A 25,966-nucleotide genomic window follows, 5' to 3' on the forward strand; every position below is an offset into this window, starting at 1 on the left:
CCGATGTTTAGGCCGGCGACTGTGTCGGAATTCACGCGCAAAAATTTTTGCTTTCCGATCGGCTTCGGTAATTCACCAATCAGGTACATGCTGCTGTACCTTGTGCCACGATGCTGTCCCTATAATAGAATAGTTCCAACTTTTCTGGTAACTATTGCAGGACAACCGCTGAGTTACCTAGTGATATGGTGCTGGTTGTCGTGATCAAGGCTGGATTGATCGCAGCAGAGCGGGTAATGTGATTGGGGACTAGCCTGCGAACACTTTATACGTTCTTTCGGATTTATTTTACATTAGGAATGTGCTAGCTGACATATAGTAGTCCCGTGAGAATGATAATGGTCGAATTCAATTTTAGCGAGCCACCTCGAGGGAACGGCTCTGAGGACATTTCGAACGAGTGCCAACGCCAATTGCAGCCCATCGTTGGTGATATCGTCCGAGCCGCAGTTGCAGCTGGATGGGACGAGAAAGATGTCCTTCTGGCGATGGCGGATGTTGCATGGGATCTCTATGAAAAGCGCCGAGCCGATCGTGCGCCGCCGCAATAGTTCGATGATTGCTTTTCCACCTCGGCGCGAAATTGGATATAGCCTAAAAACAGCCACCTGTTGAGCTGCGCCCGATTCATTCCGCGCAGCCAATAAGAGACGCGCCCTGGCGGCTTATTCTTTCTTTACTATGTGAATAATTCCCCTTCAAAATTGAGTGATTTATACTATTTAATCCCGCGCTATAGACTGATTTGGGACAGCTTGAGCGAACGATGTTGGGAAATTGAGGTCGCAATCACGGATTGTCACCTCGCCCGTTTGCTCCTGCTGACATGATTTCGTCGCGGCGGGGCGATGCTGAATGAAACTTGCGGATAAGGCTCGAGAGCGGGCCGATCGACACGTATTCGAGATAATTCCGGATAGCGTGGGGGGGATACGGCCCTCCGTGCGGCGGAGCGTTATAAATTCCGTTCCCAATCCCGGATCGCAGGCGTTCCTCGCCAAGGACGATGCGACGGGAATCGTATTGGCTCATTCGCGGGACTTACGAGCCTCTCTCGGCAGTGATTGGACGACGCGAGACGATGCGCCGGTCTGGTGTCTCGTGATCGATCCCGCCGGTGTGGATAGCCCGCTTACCTGGTCCGAAGCCCGTACAAATTTTGTCGTCGCCATTCTTCGTGACATTCCGTCCGAATTGGCGCGTCAGGAGTTCGATCATGGCAACGTTGAATATCACTCGCCGGTTTTCGGCACCGTCGATCCAGTGGCGCTCGGAATAGCGCACCGGATTTTCTGTCGAGTTAACCGGGAAAGCAATTTCGAATGAACTCTATCTGGATTCGTTGGTTACGCTATTTAGCATCCATCTGCTTCACACCTACACAAGCCGCATGAAACAGCCTCAGTCGCCAAAAGGCGGGCTTTCCGCCAAAAGCGCTCGACGCGTGCAGGAATATCTCCACGAGCATTTTACCGAAAAGGTACATGTCGCGGAGCTTGCTGCGGTCGCCGGCATTTCTCCGAATCATTTCATTGTGAGGTTTGCCAAGACGTTCGGCATGCCGCCGCATCGTTATCTCATCAATCTACGCCTCGACATGGCGGAAGAGCTGCTGGCGGCCGGAGAAGTCTCCATTGCAGAAATCGCTTACGTGACCGGGTTTTCGGACCAGAGCCATTTGGCGACCACCATGAAGAGATATCGCGGAAAGACGCCGACGGAGCTTCGGTTCTCGCGGTAGCGCATCGGACGATAGGCGGTCGAAGTCTCGCTTGGATCCGCCCAAAACCGTTTTTCCATCTTTGTGAGTGTTTTACCTCGCAGGCACGTCGATGAACGGAGGTCGCTTGAGGCCCAAAAATTCGCAACTCCAGATGCATGTCTCGTGCTCTTTAGAATGCGTGCAAAACAGCCTGCGGTAAGTGTGGCAAAGCGGCTACACCTGTAGCCGCCCAAGCAAAAAACCGTAATTTTCTAAAAAAAATCCGGAATTTTCTAAAATACGCTTCTGCGAAAATAAGGGCATGTTCACGAACGGTAACCATCCGGTGCGCTATGGACATTCAATTCCCTGAATTTGAAATCTTTGCTCCGAAAGTCGAGGTAGCCTGGTCTGCCTTACAACAGCGATACGCCAACCGCCTAACCGAGGCGGAAGTCGACTATTTATTTGCCTGCCTTATCTTCGGTTTGACCTCCCCAGCTTATGGGGAAGGGGAGCCTTCGTCCCATTTCGATGTCTGCCGCGCTTTGGTGGCGATGAAGCTTCCTCCCGACCGGGTGGACACTGCATTGCATACGGTCCCGGCGCCGACAGAGCCATGGGTCGAAAGCCTGCGCGAGCAGCTCGAAAGTCAAAGCGCCAGGATGGGGCAAACACTTCAGGAAACGCGGAATTTTAATGGCGACGCGGCCGCAGATGCGGGTCCAGGCGCGCTTAGTCGTCCAGTTAGCAACGAGGAGAAGGCAGCATGAGGGAATGCGTTGGGGAACATCTGCAGACTAAATCTCACACTGGATTTGTCAAAGATCCTGCGCGCGTCGGGGGTGTCGATCGCTCGCAGCGTCGCCGCTTAATGGCTGCGTTGCGGATGTCGTCGCGCATTCTAGGCATGCGTCGTAAAGATCGGAGTATTAGCGCGATTGGGGCTGTTTTTGGCGCCTTGGGGTTGATTATTGCGCCTCAGGCATTTGGCCAAACCGTTCCGGGCGGCAACTATACAGCGGGCGCTGGAACCGCGAGTGGTGCCAACGGCATTGCGATCGGTTGCACAGGATATACGGCCACCGTCGGAGCGTCGACGGGAGGTATGGCCATCGGCTGCCGAGCGATTTCCAACGGGTACAATTCAGTTGCAATCGGAGTCGATGCGCAAGCCCAGGCCACGAATGGTGTCGCGGTAGGCGCAGCAGCCGCGGCGACCGGCGTGAATTCGACCGCCATCGGCCTCGCTTCCACAGCAAGTGGACTGCGCGCTAGCGCTTTTGGCACAAGCTCTGTTGCTTCCGGATTAGATTCTCTCGCCCAAGGCAGTAGCGCCGCCGCTGGCGGTCAGAACGCCGTCGCCCTTGGCTTTCAGTCACAAGCCACGCAGATAAATTCGGTCTATCTCGGCTCGCGCACCGTCGCTGGTACAGGAGCGCTTGCGCAAAGCGCTATCGCCGTCGGTACAGATGTCACGGCATCTCAGGCCGATGCAATTGCGATGGGGCGTTCGTCCGTTTCCTCGGCGCAATACGCGGTGGCCCTCGGTTTGAATGCGAAGGCGACAGGTACTGGCGGCGCGGTCGCGATTGGCAGCGGCGCGATCTCAAATAACGTCAATTCGGTCGCGCTCGGCGTTCAGTCCAGCGCTACGAACGCGGGCGCCAGCGCTCTCGGAACCTTTGCCACGGCCTCGGGGGCAATTCCACGGCGCTCGGTGTCAGTGCCGGCGCGACCAACAGCTACGCATTTGCCGGTGGTTGGGCCTCGGTTGCCAGTGGGGACAGCTCCCTTGCACTCGGTAAACAAGCCACCGCATCAAGTAATCTAACCGTCGCGGTAGGTAATGGAGCGATCTCCTCGGCGACGGGGGGCGTATCGATGGGCTCCCTCGCAAAGGCCAGCGCTATCAACGCAGTCGCCGTGGGCGCGGGCGCGATCGCGAGCCAGTCAAATACCCTGGCCTTAGGCGAATCCTCCACTGCCAGTGGTGTAAATAGCACATCGATCGGTGGCGGGTCGGTCGCAAGTGGACTTCAGGCGGTCTCTTTGGGTATCAACGCGAACGGGGCGGGCGCCAATGCAATTGCAATCGGAACGGCGGCACAGGCGAGCTCTGCCGAAGCGATTGCCATGGGCAACAACGCGGTGGCGACCGGCGGCAAGGCCGTTTCCATCGGCTCCGGCAATACCGCTTACGGCGACGGCGCGGTCGCCATCGGCGATCCGAGCTATGCGAGCGGCGCGGGCGCCTTTACTGGCGGTGCCAACAACATCGCCAACAGCGATGGCACTGCAAGCGCCACTGCCGCCAACCAGGCGGCCGGCGCGGTCGCGATCGGCAACAACAACAAGGCGATTGGCCAGGGTTCGGTCGCGCTCGGCAACGGTTCCACGGCGGGTGCTTCCGGTTTTGTTGGCAACGTGGCACTGGGCAATGGCGCGACGGCAGCTGCGAGCTCCGGCGACGTGGCGCTCGGCTCGGGTTCGGTGACCGACGTTGCCGTCGGTACCGCCAGCGGAGTTGTCAACGGCACGACTTATGCTTACCAAGGTTCCAACCCGGCTTCGACGGTCAGCGTCGGCGCGGTCGGCGCTGAGCGTACCATCACCAACGTCGCCGCGGGCCGGATCAGCGGCTCGTCCACCGACGCCGTCAACGGTTCGCAGCTCTTTGCGACCAACCAGGCGGTCGATGCCATCGGCACGACGTTGAACAATATCAACGTCGGCGGCGGCATCAAATATTTCCATGCCAACTCGGCGGGGGCGGACTCGTCGGCCACGGGTGCAGAATCAGTCGCGATCGGACCTCTTTCGGTCGCGTCAGGGGCGAACGCCATCGCGGCCGGCAACGCTTCGGGCGCATCCGGCCTCGACTCGTCGGCGTTTGGATACATAGCCAAGGCAACGGGTGATTTTAGCACCGCCATGGGCGCCGATGCCAATGCCACGGCCACGTCCAGCACCGCGATCGGCCAGAACGCGTTTGCAACCGCCGTTCAGGCAACCGCTCTCGGCGTCAACGCCAATGCCGGCGGCGCGAGTGCGATCGCGCTAGGCGCTAACGCCGCTGCGGGTAACGCGGGCGACGTGGCGCTCGGTTCGGGCTCGGTGACCGACGTCGCAGTCGGCACCGCAAGCACGGTGATCGGCACCACTACCTACAACTTCGCCGGCACGACACCGGCCTCGACGGTGAGCGTCGGCGCGGTCGGTGCCGAGCGCACCATCACCAATGTCGCGGCGGGCCGCCTCAACAACGGTTCGACGGACGCCATCAACGGTTCGCAGCTCTTTGCCACTAACCAACAGGTGACGCAGAACACGACCGACATCACCACCATCAACGGCAATCTGACCAATCTCGGCAATACGATCAACAACATCGCCGGTGACACGTCCACGGCCTATACCGATGCAAATGGCGATGGTATCCGCTACGTGCGCACCAACGACCGGACGCTTGCGGTCAGCGACTCCTCTGCTCAAGGGATCGGATCCACCGCGGTCGGCTATAACGCCACCTCCGTCGCCGACAATTCGCTTGCGCTTGGTATGAATAGCCAATCTACCATCGTCGGCGGCGTCGCCCTTGGTTCCGGATCGGTCGCCGATCGCGCCCTGGCTCCGGCCACCGGCCAGATCGCTGCGGGTCCGACGAACTTCATCCAGTACAATACGACGGACAAGACTCTGCTGGGCGCTGTCTCTGTCGGTACGAGCACGTCCTATCGCCAGATCACCAATGTGGCTGACGGTACCAGCGCGCAGGATGCCGTCACGGTTCGCCAGCTCCAGGGTGCCATCGCGTCGGTCGCAGCGACGCCCGGCAAATACTTCCACGCCAACTCGGCCGCCGGCGACTCACTTGCTGTCGGTGCGGAGTCGGTGGCTGTGGGTCCGACCACCGTCGTCAACGGTGACAATGGCATCGGCATCGGCAATGGCGCGGTGGTCGATCAGGTAGCGCCCGGCGGCACGGCCATCGGCCAGAATGCCCACGTGATGCTGGCCGACGGCGTTGCGCTCGGCACCAACTCGCTGGCCGCCGGCGTGCAGTCGGTCGCATTGGGCGCCGGCGCGCAGGCCAACAACATCAACAGCGTCGCGCTTGGCGCGCAATCCGTCACGACTGTAGGGCCACAGGCAGGCTATACCGGCTTCGCCCTTACAGGCCCGCAAACCTCCGTCGGCGAAGTGTCGATCGGCTCGGCCGGATCGGAGCGCAAGCTGACCAATCTGGCAGCCGGTTCGGCAAACACCGACGCTGTCAATGTCAGCCAGCTCAAAGGTCTCGGGACCAACATTACCAACCTGATCGGCGGCGGCACGACGGTCAATCCGGATGGCTCGATCACCGGCCCGACCTATAACGTCCAAGGCAACAACTACACCACGGTCTACGATGCCTTCGGTGCGGTCAATAGCACATTGACCAACATCACCGGTGGCGGCGGCATCAAGTATTTCCATGCCAATTCGACGCTCGCCGATTCCGCGGCAAGCGGCACTGACAGCGTTGCGATCGGTCCCCAGAGTGTCGCCAGTGGAACGAACAGCCTGGCCGCCGGCAACGGCTCCGCGGCGGCAGGGCAGGGTGCGGTTGCGCTCGGCCAAGGCGCGCAGGCCAACAATGCCAATGATGTCGCTTTGGGTTCTGGTTCTGTAACGCAGGCCGCCGTTGGGACATCCGGCGCCACCATCCAGGGTCAGCACTACGACTTTGCCGGCACCACGCCTGTTGGAACAGTGAGTGTGGGCGCCCCAGGGTCTGAAAGAACCATCACGAACGTCGCTGCCGGCCGCATTTCCGCCGACAGCACCGACGCCATCAACGGCTCGCAGCTTAATGCGACCAATCAGGCGATCGACAGCCTGCAGACGGGTGTTGGGACCATTACCAAGAACGCCGTCACCTACGACCTCAACCCCGACGGCAGCAAGAAGAACAGCATCACGCTGCAGGGCGGCGACGTCAATGCGCCGGTGGTCATCTCCAACGTCGGCAAGGGCGTCGCTCCCACGGATGCCGTCAACGTCGCTCAGTTGACCGACAGCTTCAACCAGGGCAAATCGTATACGGATACCGCCGTCGGCAATACGTTGACCGCGGCCAACAATTATACGGACCAGAAATTCGGGAAACTGAACCAGGAACTCGGAGACGTACGGTCGGAGGCGAGACAGGCTGCCGCAATTGGGCTTGCCGCGGCATCGCTTCGCTATGACGATCGTCCGGGCAAGGTGAGCGTGGCCGTCGGCGGCGGCGTCTGGCGGGGTGAAGGGGCTCTCGCCTTCGGTGCCGGCTATACCAGCGAAAACGGGCGGGTCCGCGCGAATTTGTCCGGTACGGCGGCTGGCGGCCAGGTCGGCGTCGGCGCTGGTCTCAGCTTCACTTTGAACTGAGCCCGTCATGCTTAAAGGAGCGCTTCTCGGCGTCCCGGCTTTCATGGCTTGCATGCTCCTGTTCGGCCCGGTTGCGGCCGGACAGGAGACTGTTGCCGCGAACTATCGCATAAGGCCTTCCGAAGTAGTCGCCCCTCCCGAGGTAAAGCCTGGCGATTATCAAAGGACCATTCGTCCCTTCGAAAATTGGACCCTGATTTGCGATGAGAACCTGAAGGTCCGCCAGAAGGTTTGCAACGTCACCCAGATCATCGAGAACGAGCGGGGGCAGATTGCGTTCAGCTGGTCGCTCGCCGCCACCAAAAGCGGTGAGCCCTACATGATCTTGCGCACTGCGCCGGTTGCCAAGAGCGACGGACGCATCTCGGTGAAATTCGAGGGTCGCAAGGAGCCTGTACAAGTCAAGCTCGATGGCTGCAGCCAAACGGTTTGCGTCGGCATGCTCCCGATCGGACCGATGATGCGCGAGCAGATTTCGAAGAGCACCGCGCCGGCAATCTCCTATTCAACGGCGGATGGACAGACGATCAGCGTGACCGCAAACCTCAAGGGCCTTTCTACTGCCGTGAAGGCGATAAAGTGACGGACGGATTTTCAATGAACCAGCAATCAATCCACGAGCGCATCATGTCCCGAAACAAGAGCGAAACAGCCATTCAGAACCTGGCCGACGATCAAGCCAAGCCGCTGCGCAAATGGCGCAAGGCGACCCTTCTCTCGCTGCTTGCAGTCGCCATCGCTGGCGCTGGCGGCTACGCCGTGGCCCGATACGACCTGATCGGCAACCTGCTGTCGCAGCCGGCGGTCGCCGCGGCGAACGACGCCAATCCAGCCCTGCCGGACACGCCGTTTCTGCAGCACGCCAAAAAGGCCGGCCTGCAGTCCTGCTCGACCATTTTTCCGGTTCTCGGCCAGCTGCTGACAAGCGGCACGCAATACAATGTCCAATCGATCTGGAACAACGAGGCAGCCGACAAACATGCGGTGCAGGCCCTTGTCGGCATGAACTACGCAACGCAAGGTTATAGCGGTCCGGCTGCCGGCATCGTATTCGCGGCACCGGTCGCATCCGGCTGCGAAGGCTCCATGGTTCGCGTGGCACCGTTTCCAAGCTCTTGCCCGGAAGTTTCGGCCAAGTTCCCGAACGGAAGCAAGCTCGTCAACAATCTCGGCCAGGTAGGCGTCTACGAACTCGGCAATGACGGCGGCGATGCGATGCTTCTGCCGACCGGAAACGGCTGCGTCGTTATTTCCGTCGCCTCGGCAGCAGGAAAACAAGGGGGCTCAAAATGAAGTTGAGATCCGCCATTGCGGCGATCGGTATTCTATTTGTTTCCATCGGCCAGCTGGGGGCAGCTGATCTCTTTACCGCAGAGCAGCCGCCCGCCCCTCCACCGGAGGAACGCGGCATCTGGGCGGCCATTGCCTATTCCGCGCCCGACGAAAAATACGGTTTCTTCTGGGGTGCCGACAAACGGCATGAGGCCATGGATATCGCGCTCAAGCACTGCGAGCGTGACAAGGGGAACAGTTGCGTCGTGGTCAGCGTGTTCCGCAATCACCGGCACTGGGATGACGACGATAAGACCGGCTTTCCGTACAATCACTGCGGCGCGCTTGCCGTCGGCAAGGAAAAACGCGAGCGGGCGACGCCATGGAGCGCAAATTCGGCACCGACGCGCAAGGAAGCTGAGGATCTTGCGCTGAAGGCATGCGAGCGCTCGGGCTCTCGCTGCGCTGTCCGGGAGTGGGTTTGCACTTAACTTATCAGGAGCTCTGACCGCGGAAGCGTAAGGTTCGTGCTCGTGACGGTCAGTCCTGGTTGTGGTTCCTCACCCTGGTGCTCCCAACGCCGCGGTGAGGAGATCTCTCGTTCCAAGCAGAAAGATTTTATCCTTTGTCAATTTTGTCGCTCATTTCACCTCGCACAATCGGCCGGATATTCCGCGCAATGTTTGCCTTTACCTGCGCGAGTGCGACTTTGACGCTTGCGACCACGGCCTTTGCCCAATCGGCGCTGCCTAACGGCGCCTCGAGCCTGCAGGAGGCCTATCAGGACTGGCGTGTGGCTTGCAATCAAAGCGACAAGGCGGCGGTATGCACGATTTCGCAAGATCAAACTCAGCAGAATGGCCAGAGACTGCTTGCCGTCGAACTACAGATGCGTCCCGACGGCAGCGGGCTTGCGACACTTCTCCTGCCATTTGGCATTGTTCTCGACTCCGGCGTGACACCGAATATCGATGATCAGCCGCCCTTGAAACCAGTGCGCTTTCGCACCTGTTTGCCCAACGGCTGCATTGCCTTGCTTCCGCTCGACGCGGCAACATTTGCCAAATTGCGCACCGGCTCGCACCTGACCCTCAAGGTCGTTGCCGACGGCGGCAAAGCGCTGGGTTTCCAGATATCGCTACAGGGTTTTTCGGCAGCGGTTGATCGGATCGTGGCCTTAAACGATAAAAAATAGGATTGCCGGGCTTTGCCGCGGTAGGTTGCGACGGGACTGGAGGCAGGCTTCTTGTGCCGTCGCGTAGCCATGGCGAATAGAATGGCTCAGGCGAATACCGCTATGCAGACCGACAGCCATATCAAGACCATTCCCAGCGCCAACGCTCGTCTGGCCTCAACCACTTTCTCCGCGTCCTCTTCCGCCACAGGCGTCGTCACAATCCAAGGCACGGAGCCGAGCGCTGCAAATCCGATGATGGCCAAAACCACCACGAAATAATCGGATACGCGCCAGTCTCCCTGGTCATAAACACCCCAATAGCCCAGGAAGGCCATCCCGACTGCAAACATGGTCGCGGATGCGGAGCAAAGCCCGGTGACGGAGCCCACAGGCGCACGCATCTTGTTTTTTTCCGGTATTGACCCATTCATGACGCTGTATCCACACCGGCAAGTCGCCTCCGTGCATATATGTCAGGAATTGAGCGCGGCGTGAAGCGATGGTCATGTCCTCAACGAAAGCTCCATTATGCGGCGTGTCGGCTGGCGCGTCGCCGTGAAGGACGACAATAAGCATATGGGACCTCGCCGCGGCAGCTTCGGCGCTTCGTTTCAATCCATGATCAAACCGCCGAGTTCGTTCATTGGTAGCCGATCAAGCCTGGAGGATGTGCCGGCGTGTCAGCTCCATCAGATGACCGACATCGCGTCTCTCTATTGCATCGACCATTTGCTGGTGTTCACGGCCAGATTGCTCGATGCGGGCACGCGTTCGCCACTGCGATACCGGCGCGGACGAGGTTCGCTGCCGAATTTCGGTGATCAATTCCACGAGCTCCTGATTGCCGGCGAGAGCAAGCAGATGGCGGTGGAAGACGAGATTGGCTTCATAAAGCTCAAGCATGGTGCCGTTCAGCACCAGATCGTCGAAGCGTAACGCGAAAACGCGCAAATTTGCGATATCTGCTGCGCTCGCGTTCGCAATAATGCGGTCGCTGACCGCGACCTCGAGGATGACGCGAATGTCGCTAACCTCCTGAGCGCGGCGTCCGTCTTGCTCATGGACGTGATAGCCGCGATTGGGAACGTGCTCCACCAGTCGCTTCTGCACCAGTCTGTCGAGGGCCCTACGGACCTCTGGTCGGGTACAGTTATACCGGCGTTCGAGATCGATCTGCTTCAGCCAGGTTCCGGGCGGCAGTCGGCCGGCAAGGATATCTTGGAGGATGAGCTCGGTCACGTCAGGCGATTGCGGCTCTTGTGCTCGCGCTGTGGCTTCCAGCGAATTCATGCGGTTCTCCTCAGCCTCCCGATTTCGGCGAGGATTATCATAGCTCCCAGTCGGCCAACAACGAGGCCAACCATTGGTGCTGAAAAAATATTCATGCTCATCTCTTGCGCAGCTATTTTAATTGGCTCATAAATTGGCGCCAATTTGATTACCATTATATGAGGCGGGTTGTAAATCCATGCAAAACTCCGATGGCGTTTGGGAAATTGTCGAGAGAAAGCGCGCGGCGTTTTTCGAGTTGAGCGACCGGATCTGGGACATCCCGGAAACGAATTATCTCGAATATCAATCGGCCGAAGAGCATGCCCGGCTGCTGGAAAGTGAGGGCTTTCGTGTCGAGCGTGGCATTGCCGGCTTGCCGACAGCAGTCATGGGAGAGGCAGGCGAGGGTGGTCCAATCATCGCGATCCTTGGCGAGTTCGATGCGCTGCCGGGCTTGAGCCAACAGGCGGGAATTGCCGAGGAACGGCCTTTGGTCGACGGCGGCAATGGTCATGGCTGCGGTCACAATATGCTCGGTGCCGGATCGATGCTGGCTGCCGCTGCCGTCAAGGACTTCCTCGCAGAAAACGGTTTGAAGGGAAGGGTGCGCTACTACGGTTGCCCCGCCGAGGAAGGCGGCTCTTCGAAGGGCTTCATGGTTCGGGCTGGCATTTTCGACGACGTCGATATCGCGATTTCCTGGCATCCGGCGGCCTTCGCCGGCGTCAACAATCCCATCTCGCTCGCCTGCAATGAAATCAACTTCCATTTTTCAGGCCGCGCCTCGCATGCCTCCGCCACACCTCATCTCGGCCGCAGCGCTCTCGATGCCGTGGAGTTGATGAATGTCGGCGTCAATTATATGCGCGAGCACATGCCTTCGACCGCGCGCATCCACTACGCTATCACCGATGCGGGAGGCGCAGCCCCCAACGTCGTGCAAGCGCGCGCAACGGTGCGCTACCTCGTCCGTGCGAGAAGTTTGCCGGAGCTCCTGTCTCTGGTTGCCCGCGTCAAGAAGGTCGCCGAGGGCGCGGCTCTGATGACCGAGACGACCGTCCGCAGCGAGATCATCAGCGGCGATGCCAATCTCGTCGGCAATACCCCTCTTGAAGAATGCATGTTCTCGCATCTGCAGCGGCTGGGACCTCCGGTGTTCGATGATGCGGATCGCGAAACAGCCCGCAAGTTTCAGGAGACCTTCAATGCGGAGGATATTGCAGCGTCCTACGGTCGTTTCGCGCTGAAGCCCAAGAAGGACCAACCGCTTTGTGAGGAGATTTTCCCGCTGAATGCCGGCGACGGCACGCTTGTCGGCTCTACCGATGTTGGAACTGTCAGCTGGGTGGTGCCGACCGTGCAGATGCGGGGTGCCACCTATGCCATCGGCACGCCCGGACATTCCTGGCAGCTGGTTGCGCAGGGCAAGCTGCCGGTCGCTCACAAGGGCACCGAACATGCCGCCAAGGTGATGGCGAGCACGGCTGCCGATCTCATCCGTAATCCCGAATTGATCAAGGCCGCCAAGGCCGATCACCAAGCGCGTCTTGAAGGGACGCCCTTCGTTAATCCCATCCCGGATGATGTCGCGCCGCCGCTGCCGGAGAAGGCCCATGCCTGACCTGGCCTTGCAGCCCGATCGCCAACGCCTGATGGCGCACATCCGCGAATTTGCCCGCCGGGTGAAATTGTCGGGGACGCCGGATGAACTCGAGAGCTTCCATTACCTTCAGGCGCAAATGGATAGCTACGGATACCAGACCCAGCTGCTGTCGCATGATGCTTTCATCAGTCTGCCCGGCGAAGCGAAGGTCGAAATCGAAGGCGAAAGTCTTCGTTGCATCACCCATTCAATGTCGGTTTCGACGGCGGCAGCGGCCATCAGCGGCGATCTCGCCTACGTCGGTGAAGGCACGGAAGCCGATTTCGCCGGGAAAGACCTGGCTGGCAGGATAGTTCTGGTCGACGGAATTGCGACGGAGGAGGTGGCCGCGCTTGCAAGTGCTGCCGGCGCTCTCGGCGAGCTTCATGTGAGCCCGAATGAGCATCTCTACGAAATGTGCGTGTCCCCCGTCTGGGGCAGTCCGTCGCAACATACGCGCGCCCAACTCCCGAAAACCGTCATCTGCACCATTGCCAACGAAGATGGTGTGCGCCTTCGCGAAACGCTTGCGCGCGGCGAAAAGGTGCGGGCAACACTTGCTGCTGAGGTCGACACCGGATGGCGCAAGACGCCCCTCCTGGTCGCCGAGCTTCAGCCGGCCGGCGAGAATAAGCCATTCGTGTTGTTTTCGGGCCATCACGACACCTGGCATTTCGGCGTCATGGACAATGGCGGCGCCAACGCGACCATGCTGGAGGCGGCACGTTTGCTTGCCCTTCGCGCAAGCGATTGGCAACGCGGCCTGCGTGTCTGCTTCTGGTCGGGCCATTCGCACGGGCGCTATTCCGGTTCTGCCTGGTATGCCGACGAATATTTCGACGAGCTCGATCGTCGTTGCGTGGCGCATGTCAATGTCGATTCCACGGGTGGTGAAGGGGCGAGCGTTCTCACCAATTCCGGCGTCATCGATGAGCTGAGATCCCTTGCCGCCGACGTGATTGAGCGGCAAACCGGACAAAAGCATGCAGGCAGGCGTCATGGCAGGGCCGCGGATCAATCCTTCTGGGGTGTCGGCATTCCCTCCATGTTCGGAAGCCTCAGCCATCAGCCGCCGGGTCCCGTGAAGATGCTGACGGCGCTCGGCTGGTGGTGGCACACACCGCATGACACGGTGGAGCATATCGATCCCGACAATCTGAGCCGGGATACGCGGATCGTGCTGGAAATACTATGGCGCCTGCTGACCGAGCCGGTACTGCCATTGGACTATACGATTTATGCTGATGCCCTCGGCAAGCAGGTCACGCAACTGCGGGCGCAGCTTGATGATCGCATCGATATCTCGGTTCTTGCAAACGCAATCGAGGAATTGCGCATCAACGCAAAAACCATATTGGAAACGAAGGACCTGTCTCCGGCACGGACGGCGCGTATCAATGCGTCGCTGATGCGCGCCGGCCGCCATCTCGTGCCGCTGAACTACACGAGCGGTGAGCGCTTCCATCATGATTCCGCCCTTCCGCACCCGGCCTGGCCATCGTTGGAGGGGCTGCGAGCGCTGGCAAAACTACCGATGGCATCGCCAGAGACGGCTTTTTACGCCGTTCATGCCCGTCAGGCGAGAAACCGCGTCGCCCATGCGCTGAGGGAAGCCAATGCGGCATTGCGCGTGGCCCTAGAGGACTGACGCAGCCATATTCCAGATCAAACAAGCGGTCATTTACTGGCCGAAAAAAGGGAACTGAAAATGAAGAATAGAAATCTGCTTGCCGCATTGTTCGGCGCCGTTGCCTTCCTGGCTCCGTTCACCGCCGGCGCCAAGGACTGGACGGATGTAAAGGTCGGCATCGAAGGCGCCTTTCCGCCCTGGAACCTCATGGATTCGAGCGGCAAGCTCGCCGGCTTCGACGTCGACCTCATCAACGACCTGTGCAAGCGCGCCAAGGTCAATTGCGAACTGATTGCCGGCGAATGGAATGCGATGATCCCGAGCCTCAATGCCGGCAAGTTCGATCTGGTAATGACACTCGGCATTAACGAGAAGCGTAAGCAGGTGGTCGATTTCACTGTGCCCTATGCAAGCGGCGTTGCGAGTTTCCTGCTTTTGAAGGACGGGCCGGTCTCTTCCCTGCCGATGACCGGTGAACGGCTGAACCTGAACGACAAGACCAAAGCCGATCCGGTGATGGCCGAAATCGGCAAGGCTCTCAAGGGAAAGACCGTCGGTGTGGTCCAGTCGACCAGCCAGGAGCAGTTGATCAACGCCTATTTCGGATCCGACGTCACCGTGCGCGCCTACAAAAATTCCGGCGAGCGCGACCTGGATCTGAAGGCCGAGCGCATCGATGCTGGTTTCGACAGCGGTGTTTATGAAACCTCGGTGCTCGGCAAGCCCGGCAACGACGATCTGATGATGTCGGGCCCGCTGGTGAAGGGCGCGATGCTTGCAACTGAAGTCGCACTCGGCATGCGCAAGGGCGAGACAGATTTGAAGGCCAAATTCGATGACGCCATCAAGCAGGCCGCCAAGGATGGCACGATCAAGCAGCTCTCGGAAAAGTGGAGCAAGATCGACCTCACTCCGACCTTCGACGTCAATTGAGCGCCCTTTCGACGGGTCACCCTTCGCTGAGGCTATGACAATGTCAGTTGCTGCAAAAAGCTGCTCTTTCGGGGTAGCATCATGAACCAGCCGGGTTTATTTGAGCTTGCTGGCTTCGGTCCGGATGGTTGGGGACACGCTCTTCTGGCCGGCGCGTGGATGACCATTCTGGTAGCGATCGCCGGCTATGCTGTCGGCGCCTGCATCGGAACGCTTGGCGCATGGGCCAAGATCGCCGGCAACGGCTTTTCTCGCGCGACTGCGGACGCCTATACCACGGTGCTGCGCGGTATCCCCGATCTGCTCGTCATCTATCTGTTCTATTTCGGCGGTAGCGCCGTGGTGACGGCTATCGGCAAGCTTTTCGGGGCGGAGGGTTTTCTTGGCTTTCCGGGCTTTCTTGCCGGATCCATCGCCGTGGGCGTCACTTCCGGTGCCCAGTTTACGGAAGTGCTGCGTGGTGGGTTCAAGGCGGTCCACCCAGGCGAGATCGAGGCTGCCATTGCTTGCGGCATGTCGCGCTGGCTTCGTCTGCGGAGGATCATCGCGCCGCTGACCCTGCGTCACGCGCTTCCTGGTCTCGGGAATGTCTGGCAGGTCGTCCTGAAGGAATCAGCGCTGGTATCGATCACCGGTGTCGCCGAACTCTTGCGTCAGGCCCAAGTCGGTGCGGGATCGACCGGGCTTCCATTCGATTTTTACCTGATCGCCGGGGCAATCTATCTGATGATCTCGACCCTTTCGAGCCTCATCCTCCGGCAGGCCGAGCGGCATCTGTCGCGTGGCGTGAGGAGGCGCTGATGGATTGGCAGTTTCTTGAGGAAACGTTCCTCAACCTGGTCGCGGCGATTCCGCTGACGATCGAGCTTGCCGTGACGTCGATCTGCCTCGGCGCCATTTTGGCGCTGTTGTTGGCGCTTGCCCGCCTTTCCGGCATCGCCGTGCTGGACTGGTTCGCGCGGCTTTATGTATTTGTCTTCCGCGGCACGCCGCTGTTGGTGCAGATATTTCTCATCTATTACGGCCTCGGCCAGTTTCCAGCCATACGCCACAGCATCTTCTGGCCATTCCTGCGCGATCCCTACTGGTGCGCGGTTCTGGCACTGACGTTGAATACCGCGGCCTATGCCAGCGAAATTATTCGCGGTGGCCTGCTTTCGGTACCACAGGGTCAGATCGAAGCTGCCCGTGCTTGCGGCATGCATCGCTTCTTGATGTTTCGCCGGATCGCCCTGCCGCTGGCGATCCGCCAAGCCTTGCCCGGCTACGGCAACGAAATGATATCGATGGTCAAGGCGACCTCACTTGCCTCAATCATCACATTGATGGAGGTGACGGGCGTCGCTGCCAAGATCATCTCGGAGACCTACCGGGCAATCGAGGTCTTCGTGGTCTCCGGGGCCATCTATCTCGCCATCAATTTCGTGCTCACGCGTCTCATTCAATTTGCCGAGTACAGGCTGAGTCCGCATCTGCGCGCCCCACTTCCCGTCGTCCGAGAGAGCGCCGCTACGGCGACCCCTGCAGGAGAACCACAATGACGACCACGCCAATCGCACTCAGCGTGCGCGACATGCATAAGAGCTTCGGGCCTGTCGAGGTCCTCAAGGGCATCTCCCTCGATGCCCTGGAAGGCGATGTGGTCTCCATCCTCGGCTCGTCCGGCTCGGGAAAATCGACGTTCCTGCGTTGCATTAATCTGCTGGAAACGCCGGATTCTGGAGAAGTGACCGTCGCCGGTGAAACGATCCGCATGCAGCGCAATGGCCGTGGCACGCATCGTGCTGCGGATGGAAAGCAGGTCGACCGTCTCCGCTCCCAGCTCGCGATGGTGTTCCAGAGCTTCAATCTCTGGTCTCACAAAACGATCCTCGAGAACCTAATCGAGGCGCCGATCCATGTTCAGCGCCGCTCGCGCGGCGAATGCATAGAGGAAGCCGAAGCCTTGCTTGCCAAAGTCGGCATTGCCGACAAGCGCAATTTCTATCCCGCCCACCTTTCCGGCGGCCAGCAGCAGCGCGCCGCGATTGCGCGAGCACTCGCCATGCATCCAAAGGTGATGCTGTTCGATGAGCCCACATCCGCGCTCGATCCCGAGCTTGTCGGCGAAGTGCTTCGCGTCATGCGCTCGCTTGCCGAGGAAGGACGCACCATGCTGGTCGTCACGCATGAGATGGGTTTTGCCCGCGACGTCTCTAGCCGCGTCATCTTCCTGCACAAGGGCGTCGTCGAGGAAGACGGCAAGCCTCAGGATGTCTTTTCGAATTCGCGGTCGGAGCGCTTCCGCCAGTTCATCAGCCAATAACTCATCTAGCTCAATCAAGAAGGGGAACCAGAGCATGAAATACCTGACCGGAATTCTGACGGCGATCATGTTGATTGCCACCTTGGGCGTTTCGACGGCTGTACGCGCCGAGGAGAAGAAATGGACACATGTGACGATCGCAACCGAGGGCGCGTTTCGCCCATGGAACTTCACCAAGGCCGACGGCAGCCTCGATGGCTACGAAATCGAGCTAATCAAATATTTCTGCGCCCATATGAAGGTCGAATGCACGACCGTAATCCAGCCCTTTGACGGCATGATCCCGGCGCTGAATGCCGGCAAGTTCGATGCGATCGTCTCCGGCATGTCGGCAACCGCCAAGCGTGAGGAAGTCATTGCCTTCAGCGATTCCTACGGCACGACGGGTCAGACCTTTGCGACATTGAAAGACTCCCCGCTTGCCAATCTGCCTTTGAAAGGTGAGGTATTTTCGCTGGCGACGGACGAGGCCGGTGCCGCCACCGCGCTGAAGCAGGTCGAACCGCTGCTCAAGGGCAAGACGATCGGCGTACAGACCGCATCGATCGCTGCGACCTTCCTCGACAAATATTTGAAGGGTATCGCCGATATCCGCGAATACAAGACGACCGAGCAGCACGATCTCGATTTGAAGGCTGGCCGTGTCGACCTCATCATGGCATCCATGGCCTATCTTTCGACAGCGGCGGCAAAGCCGGGCAATGAGGACATGATCGTCACAGGCCCGCGTTTCCAGGGCGGGATGCTCGGCCGGGGCAGCTCGGTTGGTTTACGCAAGGACGATACCGACCTGAAGGCCATGTTCAACGACGCGATCGCTGCAGCCAAGGCGGACGGCACGATCGCCAAGCTGTCGCAGAAGTGGTTCGGCTTCGATGTCACGCCGAAGTGAAACGGAATTGAAAACCGCGATCACAGCAGTTCACAAAGCCTGCGCGGCCCTCATGAACCTTGAGACCGAGGGTATCACCATGGCTGCCTGCTAACGGCCTTTCCGACGCAATTGAACGGTTCTGAAGCTCGGCGCACGGTCGCCGAGCTTCATCGTTGCAGGCCGATACTGGAATACCGATACTGCTACGAACTTTAAATGTCACTTGCCGCCTCAACGGCATGCATGAGGGACCTCTTCAACTGGTGAATGTGTCCCGCGCCAATCCCGCAGCAACCGCCGACCATGGTTGCGCCGGCATCGACCCATGAACAGGCGAAGCGTGAATAGGCGTCGTCGTTCAGGTCGTCGCGGGTCGCATGCAGGCCTTCGTTGGCGGCGGATTCGCCTTGTTCGCCCTCGAAGGCGTTGGCATAGACGCCAATCCGGAGGGCAGAACCGCCGCTCTTGAAGACCTGTCCAGCCGCGTCGACGGCTTCACGCATGACTTCCGGCTTGCTGCAATTGAACAGAAGCGCCTCTGCACCCGAAGAAGCGGCCCATTGGGCCGCATCCTCCACCGTTTCTCCGGATCGGAGCTTGGGAGAGGCGCCGTTCCGCTGTGCTGCGTCATCGGCGAGCGTGAACGAGATCCAGAACGGCTTGCCGGTTTCGGCGACGGCAATGCGAACGGCTTCCCCCTCGGCGATCAGGCTCAGGGTTTCGCCGAGCCAGACATCGACATAGGGATCGAGATTTGCCACCAGAACCTTGAGATAGTCCTGGACCCGAGACGGATCGAAGTTCTGCGGCTCATAGGAACCGAAGATCGGCGGCAAGGAACCGGCAACCAGGATTTTACGGTCCTTACAAGCGTCGGCGGCGTCGCGCGCCAATTGCCCCGCGCGCGCAATCAGGGCAGCTCCCTCCGCCGAGAACCGCTCTTCACCGATGTGGAATGGTACCAGCGCGTAGCTGTTGGTGGTTATGGCGTCGGAGCCGGCGGCGATAAATTCGTCATGGACCTGTCGAACGATCTCGGGCGAATTGATCAGCGCGAGTGCCGACCATTCCGGCTGCTTCAGCTCGGCGCCGAGGCGAAGAAGTTCACGGCTCATGCCGCCGTCGAGGATCAAGAGTTTGCTCATGAATGGGATCTCCAGAATAGATTGGACATGCGGAGAGGTGGGAGCCTGCGCGACATGCCGTGGTTAGCGCCGCACGGGAACCTGCGCCTCCAGGAAGCGGAAGGCTCGCGCGATAATGGCGGTGATGATGAGGTAGAAGATGGTCACGACGATCAGCGGCTCGTAGACGAGCAGTGTGTCCTGACGCACCTTCGTAGCAACGGCGTAGAGATCCATCACCGTGACGGTGAAAGCCAGCGGCGTCGCTTTCAGCTGCATGACGATTTCGCCGCCGATCGTCGGCAGCGCAATGCGAATGGCGCGCGGCATCCAGATGCGCCGCGTCAGCGTCAACGGCCGCATGCCGAAAGCGCGCCCGGCCTCCAGCTCGCCTTTCGGAACGGCAAGCAATGCGCCGCGCAGCACCTCCGCTTCGTATGCCGCGTAATTCAGCGTGAAGCTGACGGCGGCGAAGAAAAAGCCTTCGCGCAAGATCGGCCAAAGCAGGCTCTGGCGAAGACCGGGGATCATCGGCAAAAGAGAGCCGACGCCGTAATAGAGCAGCCAGAGCTGTATCAGCAGCGGCGTGCCCCGGAAGAAGGTGCAATAACCGCTGGCGAGATATCGGAGAAGACGACTGCTGCTAATCTGCGCGAAGGCGAGGCCGATTGCGATGATGAAGCCGAAGATGACCGAAATGGCGAGCAATGACAGCGTTTGCCAGGCCCCCGTCAACAGGAGCGGCCAATAAGAATTTATCCATGAGAAGGTCATGCCAACTCTCCTCACGCGAGCTTCGGTTGGCCGCGCCGCACCCGGCGTTCGATCAGCTTGAACACGGCATTCGAAACGAGCGTCAGGGCGAGATAGATGAGGGCGGAGGCCAGGAAAAAGATGAAGTAATGCTTGGTGCTCGCACCGGCGAGGCGCGTGGCAAGAGCGAGCTCCTGGTAGCCGACGACGGCGACGAGCGCGCTGTCTTTGGTGACCGACATCCATAAATTGGCAAGTCCAGGTAGCGCGTTCGGCAGCAGGGCCGGCAGGATGATGCGGCGGAAACGCAGACCAGGCCCCATGCCGAAAGCCTTTGCCGCCTCGACTTGGCCGATGGGAATGGCAAGGATTGCGCCGCGCAGCACCTCCGTCATGTAGGCGCCCTGCACGAAGCCGAGCACGGCGACGGCGACCGCGAAACCATTCAGTTCGAAGACCGGGAAATTAAGCGCCGCGAAGATCCGGTTGAGACCGTCCATTCCCGCATAGTAAAGCCCGACGATCAGGATCAGTTCGGGGACCGCACGGACGGCGGTGGTGTAGAGTTCCAGCAAAAGGCTCAGTGGCCTGATGCCGGAAAGCTTGCCAAGCGCACCGCCGATGCCGAGGGCGAGGCCGATCATAAAAGCACCGGCGGAGATGGCGACCGTGGAGGCGGCTCCCGTCAACAGTACTCCGCCCCATCCGGGCGGATAGGGGGAGAGCAGATCGAGAATGCCTTGCTGGGAGATCGCCATCGTCGCGTCGTTTACTTGGCGCCGTAGATGTCGAAGCTGAAATACTTCTTTGTGATTTCGTCGTATTTGCCGCTGGTGCGCACCGCCGCGATGGCTGCATTGAGCTTTGCCTTGAGCGCGGTGTCTTCCTTGCGCAGGCCACCGGAAACGCCGGCTCCGAGGATTTCCTTGTCGTCGGCCACGTCGCCCATCTTGGCACAGCAATCCTTGCCGCCGTCGCTCGTCAGGAAGGCATCGAGAGCAAGTGAATCACCGAAGACATAATCGATGCGACCGGCGGCAAGATCCTGAAACGCCTCGTCGAGCGTCTGGTAGGTCTTTTCGTCCGCGACCTTGGCAAAGTACTTCTTGTAGTATTCCGACTGAATGGTCGACACCTGGATGCCGATGGTCTTGCCCTTGACATCGTCCGCCGTCGCTCCGGGCTTCTGATCCTTCGGACCGATCAGCGTGCTGGGCGTATTGTAGTATTTGTCCGTGAAATCGATGACCTTCGAACGTTCCGCCGTGTTCGACATCGACGACCAGATGACATCGAACTTCTTGCTCTGAAGCGCCGGAATGAGACCGTCCCAGGAAAGCTCGACGATCGAGCACTTTTCTTTCATCTGCTCGCAAACGGCGTCCATCATGTCGATTTCCCAGCCCTGCCATTTGCCGGAGGCATCCTTGGCGAAAAATGGCGGATAGGATTCGTTCATGATTCCGAAACGGACCTCGGCCTGTGCCGTGATGGTGGAAAGGGCAAGTGTTACGCCGGCAAGCAGCATGGGAAGCAGTTTCATGTGCGGAGTTCTCCTGGTGTTGTTGTCTGTGCGGGGAGGATCAAGGTGAAAGCATGCCGGTGAATTCACGGCAGCGGGCGCTGAGCGGCGCATCGAAGACCTGCTCCGGCGCGCCTTCTTCTTCGATCCGTCCCTGGTGCAGAAAAAGAACGCGGCTCGAGACGTCGCGGGCAAAGCGCATTTCATGCGTGACCAGCAGCATGGTCCGGCCTTCTTCCGCGAGATCGCGGATGACCTTGAGCACTTCGCCGACCAGTTCCGGGTCGAGCGCCGATGTCGGCTCGTCGAAGAGCATCACCGCCGGGTCGATGCAGAGGGCGCGAGCGATCGCTGCCCTTTGCTGCTGACCTCCGGAGAGAAAGGCCGGATAGGCATCGCGCTTGTCATAAAGTCCGACTTTGTCGAGAAGAGCCTGCGCCTTTTCGATCGCCTCGCGGCGAGGGACCCCTAGAACATGCACCGGAGCCTCGATGACGTTTTCGAGTACGGTCATGTGCGCCCAGAGATTGAAGCTCTGGAATACCATGCCGAGGCCCCTGCGGATCCGCTCGATCTGCCGCCAGCTTTTCGGCTGCGTCCGTCCTTGGCGTGCCTGCTTCAAGGCGATTTCCTCGCCATTGACGACGATGCGTCCGCGGTCGGGCATTTCGAGCAGGTTTATGCATCGCAGCAACGTGCTCTTACCGGAACCGGACGAGCCGATGATGGCAATGACATCGCCTTGCCTGGCCGTGGTTGAAACGCCCTTGAGGACTTCGTGTGAACCAAAGCTCTTGTGAAGATCTTCCACACAAAGTGCCTGGGGGAACGGCTCTGCCATGCATAATTCCGATAAAAGACAATTCGCGGAGAATATCGCGAAGATGAGCGGAGTTTGCGCGCAATTTCCAATCATTTTGCACAAAAAAGGCAAAAATCTATTTCAAGCGCGTCTTTTGTGATAGAACAGGGATCTCACCACGCAATTTCACCGACCTGCCAGAGGAATGGGCCAGAGGAATGGGGATGGAAAGTCTGGATCGTTTTGATCGCGATATTCTCGATATCGTCCAACGCAACTGTCAGCTCACCGCCGAAGCAATCGCCGACGAGGTTGGCCTTTCGACCTCCGCCGTGCAGCGGCGTCTGAAGCGGTTGCGCGAGGATGGTATCATCAAGGCGGAAATTGCGGTCGTGGACCGCAAGGCGACCGGAACCTCGATGGTCTTCATCGTCGGCATGGAGATCGAGCGGGACAACTACGACGCGCTTGCCAAGTTCCGCCTTTGGGCGGAAAAACAGGATCACATCCAGCAGGTCTATTATGTCACCGGCGCTGTTGACCTCATTGCGATCGTCACCGCCAGCAATGTCGAGCACTATGACGACATCGCCGCCTTGATTATGGCGGAAAATCCCCAGATCCGCCGCATGCATACGAATGTGGTGTTGCGGGACGTGAAACTCGGATTATTCGTTCCGCTGGCAAATGGCGGCGAGGACGGCCGATAAATGGCAGATACGTGCCACGCATTCTTGCTAAGAGTTTGCCGGCAATGAGCGATCCTCAATAGGATCGACCCGCCTTATGGCGTTCACGGCGGCTATCATATCGCCATGCGTGTACCGTGTTGAGGCGGGCCTCTGTGCGTTTCGGATTTAAAGCTTGTAGTTTGTAGGCCTGGGATTGCCGGTCTCCGCTGACGTCTCTGAACATCAAAGAAAGCAGCACGACGAATATTTCGGTAGTGCTTTCTTTCCAGGAAAAGCGCTGCTGGCTTTTGGTGGAATTGCCGCAACATTGATATTACAGCAACCGTGCAAGCAAACGATCGTAGAGCACTATGCCGACCGCCATGGTAGCAACGAAGAGGAAGATGAGCGGCAGTGGCATCGAAAGGGCGGAAACGGCCGGGCCGGGGCAGAGGCCAGCCAAGCCCCAGCCACAACCAAAGATCGCTGAGCCCACAAGAAGGCGTGTATCGAGCGCCGTCGCCTGTGGCATGTGAAATTGCCCATCGAGCATGGGCTTCCGCAGCCGGCGTATAAGCATGACGCCGGGCGTTGCAACCAGCAGCGCGCCGCCAAGCACGAAAATCAGGCTGGGATCCCAATGACCGCCCGCCACATCGAGGAAGCCGAGGACTCGCGCGGGATCGATCATTCCGGACAAGGAGAGACCGAAGCCGAAGATTACCCCCGCAAGCATGGAGGCGGCTGACATTGCTAAGGTTTGGCTGTTCATCTCAGGGTTCCAATGATCGTCGCCATGACGATCCCTGCTGTAAGGAAGGTGACAGTCGCCGCGAGAGAGCGCTTTGAAAAGCGGGCAAGGCCGATAATGCCGTGGCCAGAGGTGCATCCCGATCCCATGCGGGTGCCGATGCCAACAAGTAGGCCGGCGGCCAGGACCATCGGCCAGGAGGTGGCAATTCTCACCACTGGCAGGTGCCCGAAGGTTGTCGCGTACGCAAGAGGTCCCACGGCTAGACCGAGGATGAAAGCCATGTTTGTCGCAACCTGATGCCCACCGAGAAGACGGCCGACAATGCCGCTGATACCTGCGATCCGGCCATTGACGAGCAGGAGCAGCACCGCCGACAGGCCGAGCAGCATGCCGCCGAGGAGTGCGGGCAAGTATGGGGTCATGACCTTTCCTCCGGCAGGCAGAAGATCGAATAGAGCGCTTCGATGAGCTGCGCGGCTTTCTCCTCCGTCAATCGGTAGAAGATCTGCTTGGCCTCTCGACGGGTCTCGACAATACCCGCTTCGCGCAACACGCCGAGCTGTTGCGACAGATTGGGCTGATGGATGTCGAGCTTTTCCTCCAATTCGCTGACCGAATATTCGCCTTCAGCCAGGGTGCATGCGAGTATCAGCCGCATGGGATGCGCCAATGTCCGCAAGAGAGATGCGACCTCGGCCGACCGCCTCGCCATATCCTCGAGTGACATGGCGGAGAGAACCGATTTTTCGATTTCCGTTACCATGCAGCCCCCTGCAATGCGTCGAGCGGGAACTTGAGATAACGGCGGCCGTTGCCCTCAGGCTCCGGCAAGCGACCACCCTGGACATTCACCTGAAGTGCGTGGAGAATCAGCTTCGGCATGGGCAGTGTCCGGTCGCGCGCTTCGCGCAGCGCCACAAATCGGTCTTCCGTCATGTCGGCGAGATGCGGATTGGACCGCTTCTGCTCATCGAGCGTGCTCTCCCATTTGGGGTTTCGACCGCCAGGTTGATAATCGTGGCCGGTGAAAAGGCGCGTTTCATTGGGAAGCGTCAGGATCGCCTGAATGGAACTCCACAAAGCCTTGGCACTGCCGCCCGGAAAATCCGACCGCGCCGTGCCCGAATCGGGCATGAATAGCGTGTCGTGAATGAAGGCTGCGTCGCCGACGACGTAGGTGACGGAAGCAAGCGTATGGCCGGGCGAGAATATTACGCGCCCCTCAAGATTGCCGACTTTGAACGTGTCACCATCGGCAAATATCCGATCCCATTGCGAGCCGTCGGCAGCCATATCCGGCTGATTGTAGACGTCTTTCCAGAGCTTCTGGATGTCAACCACATGCGAGCCTATCGCGGTCGATGCGCCAGTCTTCTGCTTAAGGTAGGAGGCTGCCGTGAAATGATCGGCATGGGGATGGGTATCGAGAATCCATTCAACGGTGAGTTCTTCGGCATGCACGTAATCCAGGATCGCATCGGCGTTGAGGGTTGCGGTGGCGCCGGATTTTTCGTCGAAATCCAAGACAGGATCGATGATGGCGCAAGTCCGAGTTGCCGGGTCGCTGACGACGTACTGGATGCTGCCGGTGCGCGCGTCGTAAAAGCCCCTGACATGGGGGATTTTCCTCTCTTTTCGAGCGAGCCAGTCGGCCGCGCCCGTCAGGTCAAACCCATGACCCTTACCGAAGGCCACCACGTCTTCGCGCTTCATCCGCCCGTCGAGCACCTCGCCGATCGCATAGAGCGCCAGCGCGCGCGTCCCGCTCTTGCAATGAGCAAGGACCGGCCCTTTCGCATCTTTCAACGTTTTCTGAAAGGCCTCGATATCCGCGTCGGTAATGGTGGAGTTGGTGACCGGCAGGAAGGTATAGCCGAGACCGACAGCGCGAGCGGCGGCGGCCTCGGCGGCGTTGCCGGGTTGACCCTGCTCTTCGCCGTCCGGACGAGCATTGATGACCGCCACGAAGCCGCGTTCCGCAAAGCCGGCGAAAGCGGCGGTATCCGGTTGGGCCGATACTGTCAGTCGATCATTGATTTGTGCGGCGTTCATGGCGCTGTTCTCTATTCAAATTAATATACATTATTATATATTGTATATTGAGTTGCGTCAAGAGAGCCT

Annotated in this window: 27 protein-coding genes and 1 pseudogene; 17 read left to right on the plus strand and 11 right to left on the minus strand. The window is 59.4% G+C overall.

Features of this window, described 5'->3' with window-relative positions; all coding sequences use genetic code 11:
- The first annotated feature begins 338 nt into the window (after positions 1 to 338).
- The 9 genes and pseudogenes from HGP12_RS12550 to HGP12_RS12585 all read left to right on the plus strand — a co-directional run bounded on the left by HGP12_RS12550 (position 339) and on the right by HGP12_RS12585 (position 9,581).
- On the plus strand, positions 339 to 551 hold the full coding sequence (locus HGP12_RS12550; RefSeq protein ID WP_168878941.1) for a hypothetical protein: 213 nt from the start codon (positions 339 to 341) through the stop codon (positions 549 to 551).
- A gap of 304 nt (positions 552 to 855) precedes the next feature.
- Complete coding sequence (locus tag HGP12_RS34000; protein WP_246703352.1) at positions 856 to 1,326, plus strand: hypothetical protein; 471 nt, start codon at positions 856 to 858, stop codon at positions 1,324 to 1,326.
- A gap of 64 nt (positions 1,327 to 1,390) precedes the next feature.
- On the plus strand, positions 1,391 to 1,741 hold the full coding sequence (locus tag HGP12_RS34005) for a helix-turn-helix domain-containing protein (RefSeq protein WP_246703353.1): 351 nt from the start codon (positions 1,391 to 1,393) through the stop codon (positions 1,739 to 1,741).
- Positions 1,742 to 2,055: 314 nt separating this feature from the next.
- Positions 2,056 to 2,475, plus strand: a complete 420-nt coding sequence (locus HGP12_RS12560) for a hypothetical protein (protein WP_168878942.1) — start codon at positions 2,056 to 2,058, stop codon at positions 2,473 to 2,475.
- Positions 2,472 to 7,114, plus strand: a pseudogene (locus HGP12_RS12565) (YadA-like family protein). Before HGP12_RS12560 ends, HGP12_RS12565 begins: the two are co-directional and overlap by 4 nt.
- Positions 7,115 to 7,121: 7 nt before the next feature.
- Complete coding sequence (locus HGP12_RS12570) at positions 7,122 to 7,697, plus strand: invasion associated locus B family protein (protein WP_168878943.1); 576 nt, start codon at positions 7,122 to 7,124, stop codon at positions 7,695 to 7,697.
- Positions 7,698 to 7,711: 14 nt separating this feature from the next.
- Positions 7,712 to 8,407, plus strand: a complete 696-nt coding sequence (locus tag HGP12_RS12575; protein ID WP_168878944.1) for a hypothetical protein — start codon at positions 7,712 to 7,714, stop codon at positions 8,405 to 8,407.
- Positions 8,404 to 8,877, plus strand: coding sequence for a DUF4189 domain-containing protein (locus HGP12_RS12580; RefSeq protein ID WP_168878945.1), 474 nt, complete (start codon positions 8,404 to 8,406; stop codon positions 8,875 to 8,877). Before HGP12_RS12575 ends, HGP12_RS12580 begins: the two co-directional genes overlap by 4 nt.
- A 188-nt stretch (positions 8,878 to 9,065) precedes the next feature.
- A complete protein-coding gene (locus HGP12_RS12585) occupies positions 9,066 to 9,581 on the plus strand; it encodes an invasion associated locus B family protein (protein WP_168878946.1) in 516 nt (171 codons plus the stop codon).
- Positions 9,582 to 9,667: 86 nt separating this feature from the next.
- Here HGP12_RS12585 and HGP12_RS12590 read toward each other — a convergent pair whose 3' ends face one another.
- Positions 9,668 to 9,964, minus strand: a complete 297-nt coding sequence (locus HGP12_RS12590; RefSeq protein ID WP_168878947.1) for a hypothetical protein — start codon at positions 9,962 to 9,964, stop codon at positions 9,668 to 9,670.
- A gap of 253 nt (positions 9,965 to 10,217) precedes the next feature.
- Entirely contained in the window at positions 10,218 to 10,853 is a 636-nt protein-coding gene (locus HGP12_RS12595) for a GntR family transcriptional regulator (protein WP_168840703.1), read from the minus strand.
- 178 nt (positions 10,854 to 11,031) lie between these two features.
- On the opposite strand from HGP12_RS12595, the gene HGP12_RS12600 reads away from it, so the two are divergent.
- The 7 genes from HGP12_RS12600 to HGP12_RS12630 all read left to right on the plus strand — a co-directional run bounded on the left by HGP12_RS12600 (position 11,032) and on the right by HGP12_RS12630 (position 18,237).
- Complete coding sequence (locus HGP12_RS12600; protein WP_168878948.1) at positions 11,032 to 12,456, plus strand: M20 family metallopeptidase; 1,425 nt, start codon at positions 11,032 to 11,034, stop codon at positions 12,454 to 12,456.
- Positions 12,449 to 14,125, plus strand: a complete 1,677-nt coding sequence (locus HGP12_RS12605) for a M28 family peptidase (protein WP_168878949.1) — start codon at positions 12,449 to 12,451, stop codon at positions 14,123 to 14,125. The genes HGP12_RS12600 and HGP12_RS12605 overlap by 8 nt, the downstream gene beginning before the upstream one ends.
- A gap of 60 nt (positions 14,126 to 14,185) precedes the next feature.
- Positions 14,186 to 15,040, plus strand: a complete 855-nt coding sequence (locus HGP12_RS12610) for a transporter substrate-binding domain-containing protein (protein WP_168878950.1) — start codon at positions 14,186 to 14,188, stop codon at positions 15,038 to 15,040.
- A gap of 81 nt (positions 15,041 to 15,121) precedes the next feature.
- Positions 15,122 to 15,841, plus strand: coding sequence for an ABC transporter permease (locus tag HGP12_RS12615; protein ID WP_168878951.1), 720 nt, complete (start codon positions 15,122 to 15,124; stop codon positions 15,839 to 15,841).
- Complete coding sequence (locus HGP12_RS12620) at positions 15,841 to 16,581, plus strand: ABC transporter permease (protein ID WP_168878952.1); 741 nt, start codon at positions 15,841 to 15,843, stop codon at positions 16,579 to 16,581. The genes HGP12_RS12615 and HGP12_RS12620 overlap by 1 nt, the downstream gene beginning before the upstream one ends.
- The gene (locus HGP12_RS12625) at positions 16,578 to 17,345 is read left to right on the plus strand and encodes an ABC transporter ATP-binding protein (protein ID WP_168878953.1); all 768 of its coding nucleotides are present in this window, start codon (positions 16,578 to 16,580) and stop codon (positions 17,343 to 17,345) included. The genes HGP12_RS12620 and HGP12_RS12625 overlap by 4 nt, the downstream gene beginning before the upstream one ends.
- Positions 17,346 to 17,412: 67 nt before the next feature.
- On the plus strand, positions 17,413 to 18,237 hold the full coding sequence (locus HGP12_RS12630; protein WP_409527211.1) for a transporter substrate-binding domain-containing protein: 825 nt from the start codon (positions 17,413 to 17,415) through the stop codon (positions 18,235 to 18,237).
- A 194-nt stretch (positions 18,238 to 18,431) separates the two neighbouring features.
- Here the strand turns inward: HGP12_RS12630 and HGP12_RS12635 are convergent, their stop codons facing one another.
- The 5 genes from HGP12_RS12635 to HGP12_RS12655 form a co-directional block, all read right to left on the minus strand.
- On the minus strand, positions 18,432 to 19,364 hold the full coding sequence (locus HGP12_RS12635) for a homocysteine S-methyltransferase family protein (RefSeq protein ID WP_168878955.1): 933 nt from the start codon (positions 19,362 to 19,364) through the stop codon (positions 18,432 to 18,434).
- Positions 19,365 to 19,427: 63 nt separating this feature from the next.
- Positions 19,428 to 20,117 (minus strand): ABC transporter permease, encoded by a 690-nt coding sequence (locus tag HGP12_RS12640; RefSeq protein WP_168878956.1) that lies wholly within the window; start codon positions 20,115 to 20,117, stop codon positions 19,428 to 19,430.
- 11 nt (positions 20,118 to 20,128) lie between these two features.
- Positions 20,129 to 20,854 (minus strand): ABC transporter permease, encoded by a 726-nt coding sequence (locus HGP12_RS12645; RefSeq protein WP_168878957.1) that lies wholly within the window; start codon positions 20,852 to 20,854, stop codon positions 20,129 to 20,131.
- An 11-nt stretch (positions 20,855 to 20,865) separates the two neighbouring features.
- Positions 20,866 to 21,639, minus strand: coding sequence for a transporter substrate-binding domain-containing protein (locus tag HGP12_RS12650; RefSeq protein ID WP_168840692.1), 774 nt, complete (start codon positions 21,637 to 21,639; stop codon positions 20,866 to 20,868).
- Positions 21,640 to 21,679: 40 nt separating this feature from the next.
- A complete protein-coding gene (locus tag HGP12_RS12655; RefSeq protein WP_168878958.1) occupies positions 21,680 to 22,459 on the minus strand; it encodes an ABC transporter ATP-binding protein in 780 nt (259 codons plus the stop codon).
- Positions 22,460 to 22,644: 185 nt separating this feature from the next.
- On the opposite strand from HGP12_RS12655, the gene HGP12_RS12660 reads away from it, so the two are divergent.
- Positions 22,645 to 23,130 carry an Lrp/AsnC family transcriptional regulator gene (locus tag HGP12_RS12660; RefSeq protein WP_168840690.1) on the plus strand — a complete coding sequence of 162 codons (486 nt, stop codon included), beginning with the start codon at positions 22,645 to 22,647 and terminating at the stop codon, positions 23,128 to 23,130.
- A 295-nt stretch (positions 23,131 to 23,425) separates the two neighbouring features.
- Here the strand turns inward: HGP12_RS12660 and HGP12_RS12665 are convergent, their stop codons facing one another.
- Genes HGP12_RS12665 through blh form a run of 4 tightly spaced genes read right to left on the minus strand, consistent with a single transcriptional unit; the run spans position 23,426 to position 25,897 of the window.
- Positions 23,426 to 23,863, minus strand: coding sequence for a YeeE/YedE family protein (locus tag HGP12_RS12665; protein ID WP_168878959.1), 438 nt, complete (start codon positions 23,861 to 23,863; stop codon positions 23,426 to 23,428).
- Complete coding sequence (locus HGP12_RS12670; protein ID WP_168840688.1) at positions 23,860 to 24,267, minus strand: YeeE/YedE family protein; 408 nt, start codon at positions 24,265 to 24,267, stop codon at positions 23,860 to 23,862. The genes HGP12_RS12665 and HGP12_RS12670 overlap by 4 nt, the downstream gene beginning before the upstream one ends.
- A complete protein-coding gene (gene bigR / locus HGP12_RS12675) occupies positions 24,264 to 24,608 on the minus strand; it encodes a sulfite-sensing transcriptional repressor BigR (protein ID WP_168878960.1) in 345 nt (114 codons plus the stop codon). The genes HGP12_RS12670 and bigR overlap by 4 nt, the downstream gene beginning before the upstream one ends.
- Positions 24,602 to 25,897, minus strand: a complete 1,296-nt coding sequence (gene blh, locus HGP12_RS12680; protein WP_168878961.1) for a bifunctional sulfur transferase/dioxygenase Blh — start codon at positions 25,895 to 25,897, stop codon at positions 24,602 to 24,604. Before blh ends, bigR begins: the two co-directional genes overlap by 7 nt.
- Between the last annotated feature and the right edge of the window lie 69 nt (positions 25,898 to 25,966).

This window comes from Rhizobium sp. P28RR-XV, from assembly GCF_012641385.1.
Lineage (GTDB): Bacteria > Pseudomonadota > Alphaproteobacteria > Rhizobiales > Rhizobiaceae > Rhizobium.

Coding starts and splice junctions, on each gene's coding strand:
- HGP12_RS12550 (WP_168878941.1), top strand. CDS start 339: ATGGTCGAATTCAATTTTAGCGAGCCACCTCGAGGGAACGGCTCTGAG.
- HGP12_RS34000 (WP_246703352.1), top strand. CDS start 856: ATGAAACTTGCGGATAAGGCTCGAGAGCGGGCCGATCGACACGTATTC.
- HGP12_RS34005 (WP_246703353.1), top strand. CDS start 1,391: ATGAAACAGCCTCAGTCGCCAAAAGGCGGGCTTTCCGCCAAAAGCGCT.
- HGP12_RS12560 (WP_168878942.1), top strand. CDS start 2,056: ATGGACATTCAATTCCCTGAATTTGAAATCTTTGCTCCGAAAGTCGAG.
- HGP12_RS12570 (WP_168878943.1), top strand. CDS start 7,122: ATGCTTAAAGGAGCGCTTCTCGGCGTCCCGGCTTTCATGGCTTGCATG.
- HGP12_RS12575 (WP_168878944.1), top strand. CDS start 7,712: ATGAACCAGCAATCAATCCACGAGCGCATCATGTCCCGAAACAAGAGC.
- HGP12_RS12580 (WP_168878945.1), top strand. CDS start 8,404: ATGAAGTTGAGATCCGCCATTGCGGCGATCGGTATTCTATTTGTTTCC.
- HGP12_RS12585 (WP_168878946.1), top strand. CDS start 9,066: ATGTTTGCCTTTACCTGCGCGAGTGCGACTTTGACGCTTGCGACCACG.
- HGP12_RS12590 (WP_168878947.1), bottom strand. CDS start 9,964: ATGCGTGCGCCTGTGGGCTCCGTCACCGGGCTTTGCTCCGCATCCGCG.
- HGP12_RS12595 (WP_168840703.1), bottom strand. CDS start 10,853: ATGAATTCGCTGGAAGCCACAGCGCGAGCACAAGAGCCGCAATCGCCT.
- HGP12_RS12600 (WP_168878948.1), top strand. CDS start 11,032: ATGCAAAACTCCGATGGCGTTTGGGAAATTGTCGAGAGAAAGCGCGCG.
- HGP12_RS12605 (WP_168878949.1), top strand. CDS start 12,449: ATGCCTGACCTGGCCTTGCAGCCCGATCGCCAACGCCTGATGGCGCAC.
- HGP12_RS12610 (WP_168878950.1), top strand. CDS start 14,186: ATGAAGAATAGAAATCTGCTTGCCGCATTGTTCGGCGCCGTTGCCTTC.
- HGP12_RS12615 (WP_168878951.1), top strand. CDS start 15,122: ATGAACCAGCCGGGTTTATTTGAGCTTGCTGGCTTCGGTCCGGATGGT.
- HGP12_RS12620 (WP_168878952.1), top strand. CDS start 15,841: ATGGATTGGCAGTTTCTTGAGGAAACGTTCCTCAACCTGGTCGCGGCG.
- HGP12_RS12625 (WP_168878953.1), top strand. CDS start 16,578: ATGACGACCACGCCAATCGCACTCAGCGTGCGCGACATGCATAAGAGC.
- HGP12_RS12630 (WP_409527211.1), top strand. CDS start 17,413: ATGTTGATTGCCACCTTGGGCGTTTCGACGGCTGTACGCGCCGAGGAG.
- HGP12_RS12635 (WP_168878955.1), bottom strand. CDS start 19,364: ATGAGCAAACTCTTGATCCTCGACGGCGGCATGAGCCGTGAACTTCTT.
- HGP12_RS12640 (WP_168878956.1), bottom strand. CDS start 20,117: ATGACCTTCTCATGGATAAATTCTTATTGGCCGCTCCTGTTGACGGGG.
- HGP12_RS12645 (WP_168878957.1), bottom strand. CDS start 20,854: ATGGCGATCTCCCAGCAAGGCATTCTCGATCTGCTCTCCCCCTATCCG.
- HGP12_RS12650 (WP_168840692.1), bottom strand. CDS start 21,639: ATGAAACTGCTTCCCATGCTGCTTGCCGGCGTAACACTTGCCCTTTCC.
- HGP12_RS12655 (WP_168878958.1), bottom strand. CDS start 22,459: ATGGCAGAGCCGTTCCCCCAGGCACTTTGTGTGGAAGATCTTCACAAG.
- HGP12_RS12660 (WP_168840690.1), top strand. CDS start 22,645: ATGGAAAGTCTGGATCGTTTTGATCGCGATATTCTCGATATCGTCCAA.
- HGP12_RS12665 (WP_168878959.1), bottom strand. CDS start 23,863: ATGAACAGCCAAACCTTAGCAATGTCAGCCGCCTCCATGCTTGCGGGG.
- HGP12_RS12670 (WP_168840688.1), bottom strand. CDS start 24,267: ATGACCCCATACTTGCCCGCACTCCTCGGCGGCATGCTGCTCGGCCTG.
- bigR (WP_168878960.1), bottom strand. CDS start 24,608: ATGGTAACGGAAATCGAAAAATCGGTTCTCTCCGCCATGTCACTCGAG.
- blh (WP_168878961.1), bottom strand. CDS start 25,897: ATGAACGCCGCACAAATCAATGATCGACTGACAGTATCGGCCCAACCG.